We start from the raw sequence: 15,182 nt of genomic DNA on the forward strand, positions 1-15,182 counted from the left end.
CGCCGTAAGCGGCGCGCTCAGCGCATCAGCGTTGCGAAATCGGCTTGGCCTCACGCAGCGTTTCGCCGATGAACAGCTGACGCGGACGGCCGATCTTCTGCTCGGGGTCGGCGATCATCTCGTTCCACTGCGCGATCCAGCCCACCGTGCGCGCCATCGCGAAGATGCACGTGAACATCGCGGTCGGAATGCCCAGCGCGCGCTGCACGATGCCCGAGTAGAAGTCGACGTTCGGGTACAGCTTGCGCGACACGAAGTATTCGTCTTCGAGCGCGATCTTTTCGAGCTGCATGGCGAGCTTGAAGAGCGGATCGTCGTGCAGGCCCAGTTCGTTCAGCACTTCGTAGCACGTCTCGCGCATGAGCTTCGCACGCGGGTCGTAGTTCTTGTACACGCGGTGGCCGAAGCCCATCAGCTTCACGCCCGAGTTCTTGTCCTTCACCTGCTCGATGAACTTCGGGATGTTATCGACCGAGCCGATTTCTTCGAGCATGTTCAGTGCGGCTTCGTTCGCACCACCGTGCGCCGGTCCCCACAGACAGGCGATACCGGCCGCGATACACGCGAACGGGTTCGCGCCCGACGAACCCGCCAGACGCACCGTCGAGGTCGAAGCGTTCTGCTCGTGGTCGGCGTGCAGGATCAGGATGCGGTCGAGCGCGCGCACGAGCACGTCGTTGACCTTGTACTCCTCGCTCGGCGCGGAGAACATCATGCGCATGAAGTTCGCGCTGTACGACAGATCGTTCTGCGGATACACGAACGGCTGGCCGATGGTGTACTTGTAAGCCATGGCCACGAGCGTCGGCAGCTTGGCGATCATGCGGATCGCAGACACCTCGCGATGCGTCGGGTCGTTGATGTCGAGCGAGTCGTGATAGAACGCGGACAGTGCGCCGACCGCCGCCACCAGAATCGCCATCGGATGTGCGTCACGGCGGAACCCCCGGAAAAAGAAGTGCATTTGCTCATGAACCATCGTGTGGTTCGTGACCATCGAGACGAATTCGTCCTTCTGCTGCTGCGTGGGCAGCTCGCCCTTGAGCAGGAGGTAGCAGCTTTCGAGGAAGTCGGCGTTCTGCGCGAGGTTGTCGATCGGGTAGCCGCGGTACAGCAGCTCGCCCTTGTCGCCGTCGATATAGGTGATCGCCGAGTTGCACGCCGCCGTGGACATGAAGCCCGGGTCGTACGTGAACATGCCGGTCTGGCCATACAGCTTGCGGATGTCGATCACGTCCGGGCCGATGGTGCCCTTGTAGACCGGCAGCTGAACGCCTTCAGCCTGGCCGGGGATCGTGAGCGTGGCGTGTGTCTTCGAGTCGATCATTGTGTGTCCTTGAATTGCTGTCACTTCGCAAAAACTTCGCAAAACTTCGCGCAACTGGACGCAGCCGCCGGGTACCCATTCGTCCGGGCCGGCAGTGCTGCGACCGCATGCCGCATTCTACGGCGCGGCGCAGCATCGATTGATAGCGCAGCCAGCAACAATCCCTCCTCAAGACCGCAACACTGCCAAGCTTGCGGCTTCCTTAACGCCGATTCCTGCAACAATATTTTTCTCTTGCAGCGCAACATGTCGCACCCTATCTTTGCGATACTGCTTGACATGCAAGGGTTTTCCATTACTTGCATTTTGTAATCTAGCCCGGTACCACTCGCGGGCTTTTCACCGCCACACGCGCTTAAAGCAAAACGTAAGGAAGCAACAGATGAACATCTCGGTCGATACCCTGTTCGCAGAAGACGAACAAGCAGAGGGCGCCGTCGTCACGGCACTCAATCATCAGGACATCGTGGTCGCACTCTCGGCGGCGCTCGCCAACGAACGCGTTGCCGTGCTGCACATGCTGTATCCGCGCACCGACGCGCGCACGCACCGCAGCCTCGATCACCTCGTGAACGCGCTCAACGGCCACGGCCTGCACCAGGTCGCCCGCCTCGTTTCGCAGGAAGCGCACTACCTCGTGTTCAAGGATCCCGCGAAGGCATGGAAGGCCTTCCACGAAATCCGCAACGATTCGCTCGCGATCGGCGTGCACCTCTACTATGCGGGCCTCGTGGGCGAGGCTGCCGAGCACAAGCTGGACGCACACGCGCACGGCCGCGACTAAGCACAGGTCGTTCGGACTGCGATATTTACCGCAGTTAAAAAATGGCGGCCCCATTGCGGGGCCGCCATTTTTGCATCAGCGCGCGTCTGCCTGGCTCAGTGTGCCTTAGCGTGCCTCAGCGTCCGTGCCCGCTCACGAATCGATCGATCATTTCGTTGAACGCCGCGGGCCGCGCCAGATTCATTCCATGCGATGCGCCCGCCACCGTCGCACGGCGCGCATCGGGCAGCCACGCTTCGAGCGCGGCCACGGCCCGGTGAAACACTTCGGGACTCAGCTCGCCATCGATCAGCAGCACGGGGCATTGCACTTCGGCGGCGTGCTCGCGCGTGTACGCGGGCAGCGGATCCTGAAACTGCGGCCCAAGCGTGTGGGCGTTGTCGGTGGCCATGCGGCGAAACGCGTGCGTACTCTTCGCCCAGAAGCCGGGCCGGCTCACCGAATCGACGAACAGCTCCAGCCCCGAGTCCACCTGGCCCGACTCGATCAGCGCCACCGCGCGGGCGCGCAGCGCATTGACGGTCTCGGGCAGCGTGGCGAGCGTCTGGCCCGGCTGCTGCACCGGGCCGCCCGGGTCGGCGAGCGTGAGCGTGCGCACGTGCTGCGGATGACGCCGCGCGAACTGGAACGACACGAGGCCGCCGCGCGAATGCCCGATCACGTGTGCCGGGCCAGCACCCATAGCCTCGACGAACGCGGCAAGGTCATCCGCGTGCTGCCGCCAGCTGAAGGGCTGAGCGCGTGCGGCGTCCCCGGCGGGCCAGTAATGCGTGAGACTCACCGAAACACAGCGATAGTGCGGCGCGAGGCCGGCCAGCTGCGGCTGCCAGTAACGGTAGTCGCACAGCGAGCCGTGCACGAAGAGAAGGAGTTCGCCCTCGCCCCGTTCGATATAGGGCATAGGCAGGCCGCCAGGCAGTTCGATGAACGTACCGGGGGCCGGAAAAACGGCTGGATTCACGGCTGGACGATGTGGAGGCAACGGGACAGCGGCGCACTGCGAAGGCTCGCGGGCAGCCCATCGCGGCGCACGCCTGCAAAGTGGCGTATTGTCCCACGCCCGCGCCGCGTGCGCCTGGCACGGCGGCGCGCTCCCGCAGCGCCGCTTCGTCGCCAGTCGGCTGGCGCCGTTATTCGACGAATTCGAACACGTGCTCGTTCATGAGCGAGGCCGCCGCGCCCGCGCCGCGCACCGCGCAGGTAAGCGGCTCGTCAGCCACGCGCACGGTCACGCCGAGCTCGGCGGCGAGACACTGATCGAGCCGCTGGAGCAGCGAGCCGCCGCCCGTGAGCACGATGCCGCTATCGGCGATATCGGTGACGAGTTCGGCGGGCGCCGTCTCGAGCACCTGCCGCACCGCGTTGATCACGAGACGCAACGGCGCGGCCAGCGCGTCCGCGACGTCGTGGCTCGTGATCTCGACCGTGCGCGGCAGGCCGTCTTCCATGCTGCGCCCGGTCGCGCGCATGCGTTCGACGGGTTCGCCGTAGAGCGCGCAGCCAATCGACTTTTTCAGGTGTTCGGCGGTCTGGTCGCCCAGCACGACGCCATAGAGCGTGCGCACATGGTCGACGATCGCGCGGTCGAACTGGTCGCCGCCCACGCGCACCGACCCGCTGCACGCCACGCCGCCCAGCGCGACGATGCCCACTTCCGTGGTGCCGCCGCCGATGTCCACGACCATCGAGCCCGTTGCCGCATGCACCGGCAGCCCCGCACCCAGCGCCGAAGCGAGCGACTCGCCAATCAGGTTCACACTCGCGGCGCCCGCCGCGAAGGCCGCCTCGCGAATGGCGCGGCGCTCGACGCGCGTCGCCCCCGCCGGCACGCACACCGTGAATGCGGCACGGCGCCCGAGCAGACGGCGCGGCTGCGCCATCGCCACGAAGCGGCGCATCATGTGTTCGGCAGCGGAAAAATTGGCGATCACGCCGTGCGAAAGCGGCCGCACCGTTTCCAGATTGGCCGGCGCGCGACCGAGCAGATCCTTCGCCTCGCGGCCCACCGCGGCCACCGTCGTCTCGCTCGCGCCCGCGCGCCGCTCGAAGCAGACCACGGAGGGCTGGTTCAGCACGATGCCTTTGTCGGCGGTATAGATCAGCGTGTTGGCCGTACCGAGATCGAGCGCCACGTCCTGGCGGAACAGCCTTTTGGAAAAGAGAGAATGTGGCTTGGCTCGGGCCATATTGGTCTGATGTTCGGTTTCTTTGGCGACCCGGCAGACGATGCGCCGACGGATGGCATTCCCGATGGCAGCCTCATCCAGGCAGCGCGAACTAGCCGCGCGCCGGGCGGAACGGGCCTACGCGGCCGATAAGGTCGCGGCGACTCCCCGTATTAACGGCCGCGACCGGCGCGAACTTTAGCCGGTCCAGAAATAACTGCATAGGTTATCCGGAAAATATGGCCGAAATACGACACTGCGGGCTTATACGGCTGCCCTTTTATACCGATTTCCCTGCATTAAGGCATATTTTCGCGGCTTAACGGGGTCCGACCTCGTACCCCGCCAGCCATCCGGTAGACGGGGCAATCAGGCATGCGCGAGCGCGCGCACCAGCGCGTCGCGCCCGAGCATGACGCCCTGCGGCGTGATCGTGTGGCCCACGCCCGGCAGCGCGAAAGCGGTGACGGCAAAGCCCGCGTCGCTGAAGGCGACGGCGGCGCGCTCCAGTTCGCTCGCCGGAATCACCTCGTCGTCCTCGCCGTGCACGAGCGTGAGCACCGTGCGGCTTTTTGCGACCACGGGCGTGACGAGCCGGCCCGCATAGGCGACCACGGCGGCCGCACCGGCCGCCTGCGTGGCCACGTGGTAGAGCGACATGATCGAGCCTTGCGAGAAGCCCACCAGCGCGAGCGCGTCGTGGCCGAGCCCCCAGTGGGCGAGTTCGGCCTCGAGCCGGCGCTCGAACACCTGCGAAGCCGCCACGACGCGCGCCTCGCGATTGCTCTCGCTGATGTCGCGCAGGCTGAACCACTGGCGTCCGCCAAAGCCGCCGTCGAACGGTTCGCTGCCGTCGAGCGACACGAACGCGACGCCCGGCAGCGCATCGCGCCACACGTCGGCGAGCGGCGTGAGGTCCTGTGCGTTGCTCCCTACGCCGTGCAGCAGCACGACGAGCGCGCGCGCGGCGCCATCGGCCGGCGCGAGACGCCAGCCCCCTTCAAATGCTTCCCAGCTCATGGTCGGTCCTCCCCTGTGCTTACAAACGTATTGTGTGTCCAGTGCACGCTTTTTGCGCGGCGCGCGGCAGGCGCAAGGATACGCTCGCCACGCGCCGCGTGTATGAAAGACTCCATTTCCTGGCATTACATAAAGAGCCGCGCCATCGCGCGCGAAAGCCGTTCGCAAGCGCGATCACCCTGCACCGCATGGGGATGCTCCGCGGCCGGCGATGAGCCAGGACGATTGCAGGTATCCTGTGCCGCAAACCGAACACGCGGAGAACACGCTTGAACTCACCCGCCGCTGCATCGCCGCCGCCCGCGCCACCGCCGCCGCTCCAGGGAGGCAGGCTGCTCCTCGGCACCATCGCGGTGTCGCTGGCGACCTTCATGAACGTGCTCGACACGTCGATCGCCAACGTCGCCATTCCGACCATCTCCGGCGACATGGGCGTTTCCGTGGACGAAGGCACGTGGGTCATCACCGTGTTCGCGGCGGCCAACGCCGTTTCCATTCCGCTCACCGGCTGGCTCACGCAGCGCTTTGGCCAGGTGCGCCTGTTCATCACCTCGATCCTCTCGTTCGTGCTGGCGTCGTGGCTGTGCGGCATCGCGCCGACCCTGCCCTTCCTGCTCGTCGCGCGCGTGCTGCAAGGCGCCGTGGCCGGCCCGCTCATTCCGCTCTCGCAAGCCATCCTGCTCGGGTCCTGGCCGAAGGACAAATCGGCGAGCGCGCTCGCGTTCTGGGCCATGACGACGACCGTCGGCCCGATCGCGGGTCCGGCACTAGGCGGCTGGATCACCGATAGCTACAACTGGGCGTGGATCTTCTATATCAACATTCCGGTGGGCATTTTCGCGGCCTTCGTGACGTGGTCGATCTACCGCAACCGCGAATCGGCCACGCGCAAGCCGCCCATCGACGTGGTGGGCCTCGGCCTCTTGATCGCGTGGGTCGCCTCGCTCCAGATCATGCTGGACAAAGGCAAGGACCTGGACTGGTTCAACTCGCCCGTGATCGTCACGCTCGGCCTCGTCGCGCTCATCAGCTTCGCGTTTTTTCTCGTGTGGGAGCTGACCGAGGACCACCCGATCGTCGATTTGCGTTTGTTCGGACAACGGAATTTTCTGGGCGGCACGATCGCGATTTCCGTGGCCTATGGCGTGTTCTTCGGCAATCTCGTGTTATTGCCGCAATGGATGCAGGAGTACCTGAATTACCGCTCGGTGGATGCGGGCCTCGTCACCGCGCCGCTGGGCATCTTCGCGCTGCTGCTCTCGCCCGTGGTGGGGCGGCTCCTGCCGCGCTCCGACGCGCGCATCATCGCGACGATCGCGTTCGTGCTGTTCGCCGGGGTGTTCTACATGCGCTCGCGGTACGTGCTCGAAATCGACACCTTCCATCTCGTGCTGCCCACGCTGCTGCAAGGCATCCCCATGGCGCTCTTCTTCGTGCCGCTCACGGCCATCATTCTCTCGGGACAGCCGCCGAGCCGCGTGCCGGCGGCGGCGGGCCTCTCGAACTTCGTGCGTGTGTTCTGCGGCGCGGTGGGCACGTCGATCGCGACGAATGCCTGGAATAACCGCACGATCCTGCATCACGCGCGGCTCACCGAGCAGGCTTCGGTCAACAACCCGATTTTCGTCCAGGCAATCGAACAGACCCAGAAGGTGCTGAATCTGAGCGAGCCGTCCGCGCGCGCGCTGTTCGACTTCCAGCTCACTTCGCAGGCCGCCATGATGGGGCTCAACGACATTTTCTATATCTCGGCGGTCATCTTTCTCGTGATCATTCCGCTTATCTGGATCACGAAGTCGACGAGGGGCGGCGGAGGCGGCGGCGCGGCGGGGGCGCACTGACCCGCCGGGTTTAGCCGAAGCGCGCGGGCAAATACGGCGCGGGATCGATAAACGGCGTTTCGCCGACGATCTGCTCGGCAACGAGGCGCGCCGTGACCGGCCCGAGCGTGAGGCCATGGTGGTTGTGGCCAAACGCGAACCACAACCCGTTATGGCGCGGCGCGGGCCCAAGCACCGGACGCATGTCGGGCGTGCAGGGGCGCAAACCCATCCACGGCGTTTCGTCGAGCCGCGCGCCCAGGCCGAACACGGGGCGCGCCTCGCGCTCCGCCGCGTCGAGTTGCGCGTAGTTCGGCGGACGCTCGCGCGTGGCAAGCTCCACGCCCGTCGTGAGCCGCAGGCCGCGGCGCATCGGCGCGACCACATAGCCGCCTTCGATATCCACCACCGGACGCACGAGCGGCGCGCGCGCCTCGCTCGCGTAGTGCATGTGGTAACCGCGCTTGACCATGAGCGGCACGCGGTAACCGAGCGGCTGTGTCACGAGATCCGACCACGGACCGAGCGCGACGACGGCAAGCTCGGCGCTCACCGGGCCGTCGGCGGTCTGCACGCGCCAGCCCTTGCCGTCGGCGGCGAGTGTGCGCGCATCGCCGCGCGCGAACGTGCCGCCGTCGCGCAGAAACAGTTGTGCGTAACCCTTCGTCAACGCGCCCGGGTCCGCCACGCTCGCGGGATCGATCCAGTGGATCGCGCCCGCATAGCCAGCACCCAGCGAAGGCTCAAGCGCGCGCAAGCGCTGCGCGTCGAACATCTGCACATGCAGGCCGTGTGCGTCGGCCACGCCTTGCGCCGCATGCGTTTCACGCTCGAAGCCAGCGGGCGAGCGCCACGCTTCGAGCCAGCCGACGGGCCGCACGATGTCGCGCAGGCCCGCACGGGCGACGAGCGCGTCGTGCTCGGCCACGCTGCGCTCGATGAGCGGCAGCATGTCCCGCGCGGCCTGCGCGAGCCGCGCAGGCGACGACTCGCGCCAGAACGATGCGAGCCAGCGCGCGTAGGCGGGCAGCGAGCGCACGTCATAGCGCAGCACCGTCGAATCGTTGCGCACGAGGCGCAGCAGCGTGCGCCAGTCGCGCGGAAAGCCATAGGGCACCACCGACGACGACTCGATCAACCCCGCGTTGCCGTGGCTCGTTTCCTCGCCGGGCTCGCGGCGGTCGACGAGCGTGACCTGCACGCCGCGCGCCTGCAAATGCAGCGCGACGCTCACGCCCGCGATGCCCGCGCCGAGAACGATCGCGCTCCTGGTCATGAATCTGCCCTGAACACCGAAGTCATGACGATCACTTCGCGACGATATCGCGGCCGAAGTACTTCATCGACAGCTTCGTGAGCGTGCCATCCTGGCGCAGCGAGTCAATGGCCGCGACCACCTTGGCCTTGAGCGCCGCGTCGTCCTTGCGCATGCCGAAGCCGGTGCCTTCGCCGAGCGTGGACGGGTCCTTGAGCGGCGCACCCGCAAAGTCGAAGCCCTTGCCCTGGGGCTTCGAGAGGAAGCCGTCGGTGGCGGTCTGCACTTCCTGGACCGCAGCGTCCAGACGGCCGGCCGCGAGGTCCGCGAAAATCTGGTCCTGGTTCTCATACGTGACCACGTTCACGCCTTGCGTGCCCCAGTGCTTGCGCACGTAGTCTTCCTGCGTCGAGCCCTGCAGCACGCCCACCGACTTGCCCTTCAGGCTCGCGGGCGTGGGTTCCAGACCCGAGCCGCGTTTCGCGACCATCTGGATCGGCATGACGTAAATGGCGGGCGTGAACGCAATCTGCTGGCGACGCTTGTCGGTGATATTCATCGCCGAATTGATGACGTCGAACTTGCGCGCCTCGAGCGCGGCGATCAGGCCGTCGAAGCTGTTCTCCACCCACACGCACTTCACCTGCAGCTTCTGGCACACGGCATTGCCGATGTCGATGTCGAAGCCCTGCAGATCGCCCGAGGGCGTCTTGCTCTCGAACGGCGGATAGGACGCCTCCACGCCGAAGCGCAGCGTTTTCGGGTCCTGCGCGTGCGCCGCGCCCGCCGTCAAACCCGCAAAGCACGCAAGGCTGGCCGCAGCCGCGAAGCGAATCGTCTTCCTGTTCATCGTCGTCACCCAAATCGTAATAAGTGTCTGTTCAAGCGCGGTGCGCTTTCGTGTGGCGCCCTTTCACGAGGGCCGCGGCCGCAGGAGGAATATAGACGAAAAATAAAAAGAAAGTCTAGAATGGACAAAAATGTCTACACCGTAATTCCGGAGCCCCAGCATGACCATGACGTCCCAACCCACCGCCGCGCCGCTCGTCGTCGATGCCGCCCAGGTGCGCGCCGCCCTGCCCAGCCTCGACGTGCGCGGCGAACTCGGCCGCCTGTTCGCCTCGCTGGGCCGCGGCGACGCCGTGCAGCCGCCGCAAACCCTGACCCTGTTTCCGAAGCAGGCTGGCGACTTCATCACCTATCTCGGCGTGCTGGCGCAAGCCGGCGTGTTCGGCGCCAAGCTCTCGCCGTACATCGCGGGCGCCGAAGGCCAGCCGCCCGTCATCACCGCCTGGACCGCGCTGATGTCGATGAAGACGGGCCAGCCGCTCATGTGGTGCGACTCGGCGCTGCTCACCACGGAACGCACCGCGGGCACCACGGCGCTCGCCGTCGACCAGCTCGCGCCGCGCGAGGCGAAGCGCCTCGCCGTGATCGGCTCGGGCGCCGTCGCGCTCGCGCATATTCGCCATGTTGCGCCGCTGCGCGCGTGGGAGAGCATTCGCGTGTATTCGCCAAAGCTCGCGGGCGACGCTGCGCGCCAGGCCGAACTGCGTGCGCTCGACCCACGCGCAAGCGTGGCGCAGACGACCGAAGCGTGCGTGCAAGACGCCGACGTGGTGATGCTGTGCACCTCGTCGGGCAAGCCGGTTCTCGCGCTGGACGCCCTCACGAAGCCCGCGCTCATTACGTCGATCAGCACGAACGTCGCGCAGGCCCACGAGATCGATCCGGCAGCGCTGCCCTCGCTCGATGTCTACTGCGACTATCGCCACACCACGCCGCAAAGCGCGGGCGAAATGGTGCTGGCCGCGCGCGAGCACGGCTGGTCGCCGGACTCGATCGTGGGCGATCTTGCGGAACTCGCCAACGACGCATGCCCTCGTCCGGCCTACGCGCGGCATGCGTTCTTCCGCTCGATCGGCCTCGGTCTCGAAGACATGGCCGTCGCGCACGCGCTGTACGAGCATCTGCGCAACGTCCGTTGATACGCGGCGTCGAGCGATGGCAGTATCATCGACGTCCTTCCTGCCGCAACCCGGTCCCCGCCCGATGCCGAAACGAGAAAGCGACACCATCCGTGTGAAAAAAACCGCCAGCCCCCAAACGTCGCGCGACCTGCTGCTCGCGCGCTACGCGCACGTGGCGGACAGCATCACGACGCTGTTCTTCCCGTTCGCGGAAGTCGTGATTCACGACCTCGCGGACCAGACCGTGGCCTACCTCTCGAACAATCTTTCGAAGCGCGAGATCGGCGACGACTCGGCACTCGAAGACGTCGAGGAAACCACGCGCAACAAGCTGATCGGCCCCTACGAGAAGGTGAACTGGGACGGCAGGCGCATGCGCTGCGTGAGCACGGCGCTGTTCGACGACGAAGGGCGCGCGGCGGGCATCATGTGCATCAACTTCAACATCGCCGCTTTCCAGGACGTGCAGGCCACACTCGACCTGTTCCTGCGCGGCGCGGGCGTGATCGCGCAGCCCGACGAACTCTTCAAGGACGACTGGCAGGAGCGCATCAACACCTTTTTGCACGGCTGGCTGCGCGAGCGGCAGATCGCGCTCAATTCGCTCACGCGCGAGCACCGGCGTGAACTCGTTGAGGCGCTGTATGCCGAAGGCGCGTTCAAGGGCAAGAGTTCGGCCAACTACGTGGCGAAGGTGCTGGGCATGGGGCGGGCGACGGTCTACAAGCATCTGCGCGAAATGAAAGCAGACGGCGAGTAGCGCACAACGATGCCGTGGCGGTCGGTGCGAGCCGCTACAATCGCGGGACCGCGGCGGACGCTCCGCCGCGACTGCCCTGCGCCGCCCATGAATCACACGTTCGACTACACGCCCATCCTCGACGCGATCCATCGCGACCTGCAGCCGTATATCGGCACGGGCCGCGTTGCCGACTACATTCCCGAACTCGCCACGGTGCGCGCCGATCACTTCGGCATGGCCATCGTGACCGTGGACGGCCAGGTGTACCGCACCGGCGACGCCGACGTGCGCTTTTCCATCCAGAGCATTTCGAAGCTGTTCGCGTGCACGCTCGCGTTCCAGCTGCTCGGCGACGCGCTCTGGCAGCGCGTGGGCCGCGAGCCTTCGGGCACGGCGTTCAACTCGCTCGTGCAGCTCGAATTCGAGGGGGGCAAGCCGCGCAATCCGTTCATCAACGCGGGCGCGCTCGTCGTGACCGACGTGCTGTGCCGCCGTTTCGTGCAGGCGGAAACCGCGCTCGTCGATTTCATGCGGCGGCTCGCGGGCGAGCCCGGCATCGGCTACGACCTGCGCGTCGCGCAGTCGGAACTCGCGCACGCCGAGCGCAATCGCGCGATGGCGCATTTCATTGCGAGCTTCGGCAACCTGGAAATGCCCGCCGACGCCGTGATCGACGCCTATTGCCGCCAGTGCGCGATCTCGATGAGCTGCGTGGAACTGGCGCGCTCGGCGCTGTTCCTCGCGAACGGCGGCGTCTCGCCCGCAAGCGGCGAACCTGTGCTCGACGCGAGTTCGGCCAAGCGGCTTTCGGCGCTGATGCTGACCTGCGGCACCTACGACGCGGCGGGCGATTTCGTCTACCGCGTGGGCTTGCCTGCGAAGAGCGGCGTGGGCGGCGGGATTATCGCGGTGCTGCCCGGCGAATTCGCGGTGTGCGTGTGGTCGCCGGGGCTCGACGCGACGGGCAATTCGCTGGTCGGCTCGCTGGCGCTCGAGTGGTTGACGACGCGCACCGGACGCTCGATTTTCTGAATCTTCGGTGAACGCCATGCCACTCCATATCCGCGAAGAAACGCCTGCCGATCACGCCGCCATTCACGCGCTGACCGAGACTGCGTTCCGGCATGCGCCGCATACGAGCCACACGGAGCAGCGGATCGTCGATGCGTTGCGAGAAGCGGGGGCGCTTGCGATTTCACTGGTTGCCGAACACGGCGGTGAGATCGTCGGGCACGTGGCGGTTTCGCCCGTCGCGCTTTCGGATGGATCGACCGGCTGGTTCGGGCTCGGGCCGATTTCGGTCGCACCTGCGCGTCAAAAGCAGGGCATTGGCGCGATGCTGATGAAACTCGCCCTGGATGCGCTGCGGGCACGAGGCGCGGCGGGCTGCGTCGTGCTTGGGGACCCGGCGTACTACGCACGCTTCGGGTTCGTGCCTGAAGCCACGCTCGTGCTGCCGGGCGTCCCCGCTGAATACTTTCAGGCGATCGCGTTGTGCGGCGAAGTGCCCGCCGCGAATGTGCACTATCACACGGCGTTCGAGACGGGCTGACGCGCGCCTTAAAGCGGCGGCCTCTCGAGCCTGAGCCAGCGCTGAACCGAAGGCCGCTGCCACTGATTCAAGGCGTACTGCGCCAGCCGCTGCGGCACCGGATCGCCGTTCAGAACCAGACGGTTCAGCATCAACGCCAGGTCCACGTCGGCAATCGACCATTCACCGAAGAGATGCTTGTCGCCTTGCGCGAGCAGCGCTTCCGCCATCGCAAAGAGCTTGTCTGCCGCGAGTTGCGCCGCGCCGGAAAGTGGCGTCGCAGTCGGGCCGTAGAACACGACCTCGGTCGAGCGCTCCTGGCGAATTGGCATGAGATCGCTGCGCAGCCACGCCTGAACCTGACGCGCGCGGGCGCGCTGTTGTCGATCCACCGGATAGAGCGCAACGCCGGGAAACGTTTCGTCCAGATACTCCGTAATCGCCGAGGACTCCGAGAGCGCGAAGCCGTCGTGGATCAGGGTCGGCACGCGCCGCGTGAGCGACTTCGCCGCGAAATCGGGCTGCTGGTGCTCGCTTTTGCCGAGATCGACCGTGGAAAGCTCGAACGCAAGCGCCTTCTCGTGCAGCGCGACGAACACGGACATCGCATACGGACTGGCGTATTGAGCGTCGGCGTAGAGGTGGAGAGTTGGATGGGTCACTGTGGGCTCCGTGGTTAGCGCCGAAGATAGTAGCAAGCGCGCCCGCCGTCCTGCTAATCTCCCCCGCCCGTGCCGCTCACGCCGTGCTCGAAACCAGCCCCGTAGTCTTGCCGCTGGCGACCATCAACTGGGCCAGCGAACTCTGCACGCTCTCCAGTTGCGACGCGATCTGGCTGACCTGGCTCGCATCCGATTGCGACGCCGAACTCAGCGCGCTTTGCGCACTCTGGATCTGCGCCTTGAGCTGGCTGATCTCGCCCGAGTTCGAACCTTGCGCAGCCGCGCCCGACGTTTGCGACGACACCTGCGCGAGCTGCGCCTGAAGCGACGCGATGAGCGTATTCAGTGCATCGAGTTCGCTCGATGAAGAACTGCTGGAGGACGAAGCGCCGCCTCCGCCACCGCCCCCGCCCGCCCGCGAACCGGCCGACGTGCTTTGCGTGGAAGTCGATGCATTGCCGCTGCTGGACGCGCTCGAAGCGCTCGCCGTCGAGCCCGTCGTGCTGTCGGCGTTCGAGTTAGACGATGCCGTGCCCGAGGACGCGCCGTTGCCTGCGCCGCTCGTCGACGTCTGCGCGCCGGTGTTCGCACTCGACGCGGCGCTGCCGTTCGTGCCGCTGCCGTAAGCGGTCGTCGTCGCACTAATGGGTTGAATCTGCATGTGCTCTTGCTCGCCGTAAGTTGAGACGTTACGCGTCGCCGAATAACGCCGTACTCGTGTCTTATCGGCAAGCCTGAAGGGTTCTTGAGGCTGCCCGGCGGTTTTTTAATGCAGCGCCAGATCGCCGCCCTCTCCAGTCCGGCCACATGGAGAGCAACAACGGTGCTGCGGACGCCCGGCAATCAACCTGCCGACGAGTCGTGAAAAGGCTGGCGCCGACTGTAGATCAATGGACCCGCAATCGAAAAGACCCCGGCGACATCCCTTTCCAGCCTTGATACGCGCGGATGAACGAGTTGGGTTCCTGAAACCCCAGCAGAAAAGAGATCTCGGCCAACGACAGCGCCGACTGCTTCAGGTAATGGTCGGCCAGTTCGGCCCGGGTCGACGTCAGGATGCGTTGAAAATTTTCGGCTTCGGCACTCAGCTTACGCTGCAGCGTGCGCTTGCTCATGGCCAGCCTGTCGGCGACCGCTTCGACGCTCGTCTCGCCGCTCGGCAGCGCCTCGACGAGCACCGCCCGAACCCGCTCGGTCGTGCTGGCGCGAGCGTCCATGTCGGCCAGCTTCTGGTTCAGCTTGTTTTCGAAGAAGTCCCACATGGCGGCATTCGAGGTCAGGAACGGCCTCGCTGCATCGGCGGCTGAGAAACGAACCTCGGTTCGATCACCCTGACGCAGTGGGCACCCGAAGTACGCTTCATAAGCCGCGAGGTTTCGCGGCAGTTCGGGTAGCCATGCCCCCTGCGGCACGATGTGCTCGCGCGTGCCGACCCGGATCAACTGGCAGAAGAACACCAGCTCGGCCAGGCAGAGCGAACGCGGGAGCGGGCCCTGTGCGCCATAAACGCTCAAGCTCAGGCGCGTCGATTCCGGGCCCTGATCCACGTCCAGCAGCATCGGACCAATCAACGGCTTGTAGTGGCGCAGCCGCGCGGCAGCGATGTTGAAGTTCGGGCTGCACAGGCTCGCGAAGATAGGGGCATCGAAGGCTTCGGCCTTGAAGTGCCCGGCAAAGAGCAGCGGCACTTCCCGCTCGCCCGCGGCCAGTTCCATGCCGCGCCACAGCCGGAAGTAGTCAGGCGCAGACAGCGCGATGTCGCCACGCTGGAACAGATCGGCGGGCAGCCCCGCGTGGGCCAGCACCACGGCAGGATCGATCTGCATGTCGCTCAGCATCGCCCTCCAGTTGCTGGCGATCACGAATCGGTTGGCTCGTTTCATCGTGTATTGCCTGATGCAACCCG

At 65.9% G+C, this 15,182-nt stretch carries 16 protein-coding genes; 7 read left to right on the forward strand and 9 right to left on the reverse strand.

Features of this window, described 5'->3' with window-relative positions; all coding sequences use genetic code 11:
- Positions 1-25: 25 nt before the first annotated feature.
- On the reverse strand, positions 26-1,327 hold the full coding sequence (gene gltA, locus U5A52_RS00655; protein WP_321914591.1) for a citrate synthase: 1,302 nt from the start codon (positions 1,325-1,327) through the stop codon (positions 26-28).
- A gap of 382 nt (positions 1,328-1,709) precedes the next feature.
- On the opposite strand from gltA, the gene U5A52_RS00660 reads away from it, so the two are divergent.
- Complete coding sequence (locus U5A52_RS00660; RefSeq protein WP_321914590.1) at positions 1,710-2,111, forward strand: hypothetical protein; 402 nt, start codon at positions 1,710-1,712, stop codon at positions 2,109-2,111.
- 115 nt (positions 2,112-2,226) lie between these two features.
- Here U5A52_RS00660 and U5A52_RS00665 read toward each other — a convergent pair whose 3' ends face one another.
- From U5A52_RS00665 to U5A52_RS00675, 3 genes are all read right to left on the reverse strand, one after another.
- Positions 2,227-3,012, reverse strand: coding sequence for an alpha/beta hydrolase (locus U5A52_RS00665; RefSeq protein WP_321914631.1), 786 nt, complete (start codon positions 3,010-3,012; stop codon positions 2,227-2,229).
- A gap of 229 nt (positions 3,013-3,241) precedes the next feature.
- Positions 3,242-4,297 carry a rod shape-determining protein gene (locus U5A52_RS00670; protein ID WP_321914589.1) on the reverse strand — a complete coding sequence of 352 codons (1,056 nt, stop codon included), beginning with the start codon at positions 4,295-4,297 and terminating at the stop codon, positions 3,242-3,244.
- Positions 4,298-4,645: 348 nt separating this feature from the next.
- On the reverse strand, positions 4,646-5,296 hold the full coding sequence (locus U5A52_RS00675) for an alpha/beta hydrolase (protein ID WP_321914588.1): 651 nt from the start codon (positions 5,294-5,296) through the stop codon (positions 4,646-4,648).
- Between the two features lie 269 nt (positions 5,297-5,565).
- On the opposite strand from U5A52_RS00675, the gene U5A52_RS00680 reads away from it, so the two are divergent.
- Complete coding sequence (locus tag U5A52_RS00680) at positions 5,566-7,137, forward strand: DHA2 family efflux MFS transporter permease subunit (protein ID WP_321914587.1); 1,572 nt, start codon at positions 5,566-5,568, stop codon at positions 7,135-7,137.
- Between the two features lie 10 nt (positions 7,138-7,147).
- On the opposite strand, the gene U5A52_RS00685 is transcribed toward U5A52_RS00680, so the two are convergent.
- Positions 7,148-8,392 carry an FAD-binding oxidoreductase gene (locus U5A52_RS00685; RefSeq protein WP_321933369.1) on the reverse strand — a complete coding sequence of 415 codons (1,245 nt, stop codon included), beginning with the start codon at positions 8,390-8,392 and terminating at the stop codon, positions 7,148-7,150.
- A 31-nt stretch (positions 8,393-8,423) separates the two neighbouring features.
- On the reverse strand, positions 8,424-9,221 hold the full coding sequence (locus U5A52_RS00690; RefSeq protein ID WP_321914585.1) for an ABC transporter substrate-binding protein: 798 nt from the start codon (positions 9,219-9,221) through the stop codon (positions 8,424-8,426).
- A gap of 166 nt (positions 9,222-9,387) precedes the next feature.
- Here U5A52_RS00690 and U5A52_RS00695 point away from each other — a divergent pair, with 166 nt between their 5' ends.
- The 4 genes from U5A52_RS00695 (at position 9,388) to U5A52_RS00710 (ending at position 12,635) form a co-directional block, all read left to right on the forward strand.
- Positions 9,388-10,359 carry an ornithine cyclodeaminase family protein gene (locus tag U5A52_RS00695; protein ID WP_321934145.1) on the forward strand — a complete coding sequence of 324 codons (972 nt, stop codon included), beginning with the start codon at positions 9,388-9,390 and terminating at the stop codon, positions 10,357-10,359.
- Between the two features lie 64 nt (positions 10,360-10,423).
- A complete protein-coding gene (locus U5A52_RS00700) occupies positions 10,424-11,101 on the forward strand; it encodes a transcriptional regulator (RefSeq protein ID WP_321934146.1) in 678 nt (225 codons plus the stop codon).
- A gap of 87 nt (positions 11,102-11,188) precedes the next feature.
- A complete protein-coding gene (locus U5A52_RS00705; RefSeq protein WP_321933370.1) occupies positions 11,189-12,115 on the forward strand; it encodes a glutaminase in 927 nt (308 codons plus the stop codon).
- A gap of 16 nt (positions 12,116-12,131) precedes the next feature.
- Positions 12,132-12,635: an N-acetyltransferase gene (locus U5A52_RS00710; protein WP_321933372.1), complete on the forward strand. Its 504-nt coding sequence runs from the start codon at positions 12,132-12,134 to the stop codon at positions 12,633-12,635.
- 8 nt (positions 12,636-12,643) lie between these two features.
- Here the strand turns inward: U5A52_RS00710 and yfcF are convergent, their stop codons facing one another.
- Together yfcF and U5A52_RS00720 are read right to left on the reverse strand one after the other, a co-directional pair.
- Entirely contained in the window at positions 12,644-13,276 is a 633-nt protein-coding gene (gene yfcF / locus U5A52_RS00715; RefSeq protein ID WP_321933374.1) for a glutathione transferase, read from the reverse strand.
- 76 nt (positions 13,277-13,352) lie between these two features.
- Positions 13,353-13,580: a hypothetical protein gene (locus U5A52_RS00720; RefSeq protein WP_321933376.1), complete on the reverse strand. Its 228-nt coding sequence runs from the start codon at positions 13,578-13,580 to the stop codon at positions 13,353-13,355.
- Between the two features lie 28 nt (positions 13,581-13,608).
- Between U5A52_RS00720 and U5A52_RS00725 the strand changes: the two genes are divergently transcribed.
- A complete protein-coding gene (locus U5A52_RS00725) occupies positions 13,609-13,902 on the forward strand; it encodes a hypothetical protein (protein ID WP_321933377.1) in 294 nt (97 codons plus the stop codon).
- A gap of 261 nt (positions 13,903-14,163) precedes the next feature.
- On the opposite strand, the gene U5A52_RS00730 is transcribed toward U5A52_RS00725, so the two are convergent.
- On the reverse strand, positions 14,164-15,159 hold the full coding sequence (locus tag U5A52_RS00730) for an AraC family transcriptional regulator (protein ID WP_321933379.1): 996 nt from the start codon (positions 15,157-15,159) through the stop codon (positions 14,164-14,166).
- Positions 15,160-15,182 lie beyond the last annotated feature (23 nt).

The sequence above is a fragment of the Paraburkholderia sp. J8-2 genome (assembly GCF_905220195.1).
Classification (GTDB): Bacteria; Pseudomonadota; Gammaproteobacteria; order Burkholderiales; family Burkholderiaceae; genus Paraburkholderia.

Bases quoted from the DNA above. Each gene is read 5' to 3' on its own strand.
- gltA (WP_321914591.1), bottom strand. From the start codon at position 1,327: ATGATCGACTCGAAGACACACGCCACGCTCACGATCCCCGGCCAGGCT.
- U5A52_RS00660 (WP_321914590.1), top strand. From the start codon at position 1,710: ATGAACATCTCGGTCGATACCCTGTTCGCAGAAGACGAACAAGCAGAG.
- U5A52_RS00665 (WP_321914631.1), bottom strand. From the start codon at position 3,012: ATGCCCTATATCGAACGGGGCGAGGGCGAACTCCTTCTCTTCGTGCAC.
- U5A52_RS00670 (WP_321914589.1), bottom strand. From the start codon at position 4,297: ATGGCCCGAGCCAAGCCACATTCTCTCTTTTCCAAAAGGCTGTTCCGC.
- U5A52_RS00675 (WP_321914588.1), bottom strand. From the start codon at position 5,296: ATGAGCTGGGAAGCATTTGAAGGGGGCTGGCGTCTCGCGCCGGCCGAT.
- U5A52_RS00685 (WP_321933369.1), bottom strand. From the start codon at position 8,392: ATGACCAGGAGCGCGATCGTTCTCGGCGCGGGCATCGCGGGCGTGAGC.
- U5A52_RS00690 (WP_321914585.1), bottom strand. From the start codon at position 9,221: ATGAACAGGAAGACGATTCGCTTCGCGGCTGCGGCCAGCCTTGCGTGC.
- U5A52_RS00695 (WP_321934145.1), top strand. From the start codon at position 9,388: ATGACGTCCCAACCCACCGCCGCGCCGCTCGTCGTCGATGCCGCCCAG.
- U5A52_RS00700 (WP_321934146.1), top strand. From the start codon at position 10,424: ATGCCGAAACGAGAAAGCGACACCATCCGTGTGAAAAAAACCGCCAGC.
- U5A52_RS00705 (WP_321933370.1), top strand. From the start codon at position 11,189: ATGAATCACACGTTCGACTACACGCCCATCCTCGACGCGATCCATCGC.
- U5A52_RS00710 (WP_321933372.1), top strand. From the start codon at position 12,132: ATGCCACTCCATATCCGCGAAGAAACGCCTGCCGATCACGCCGCCATT.
- U5A52_RS00725 (WP_321933377.1), top strand. From the start codon at position 13,609: ATGAGCGTATTCAGTGCATCGAGTTCGCTCGATGAAGAACTGCTGGAG.
- U5A52_RS00730 (WP_321933379.1), bottom strand. From the start codon at position 15,159: ATGAAACGAGCCAACCGATTCGTGATCGCCAGCAACTGGAGGGCGATG.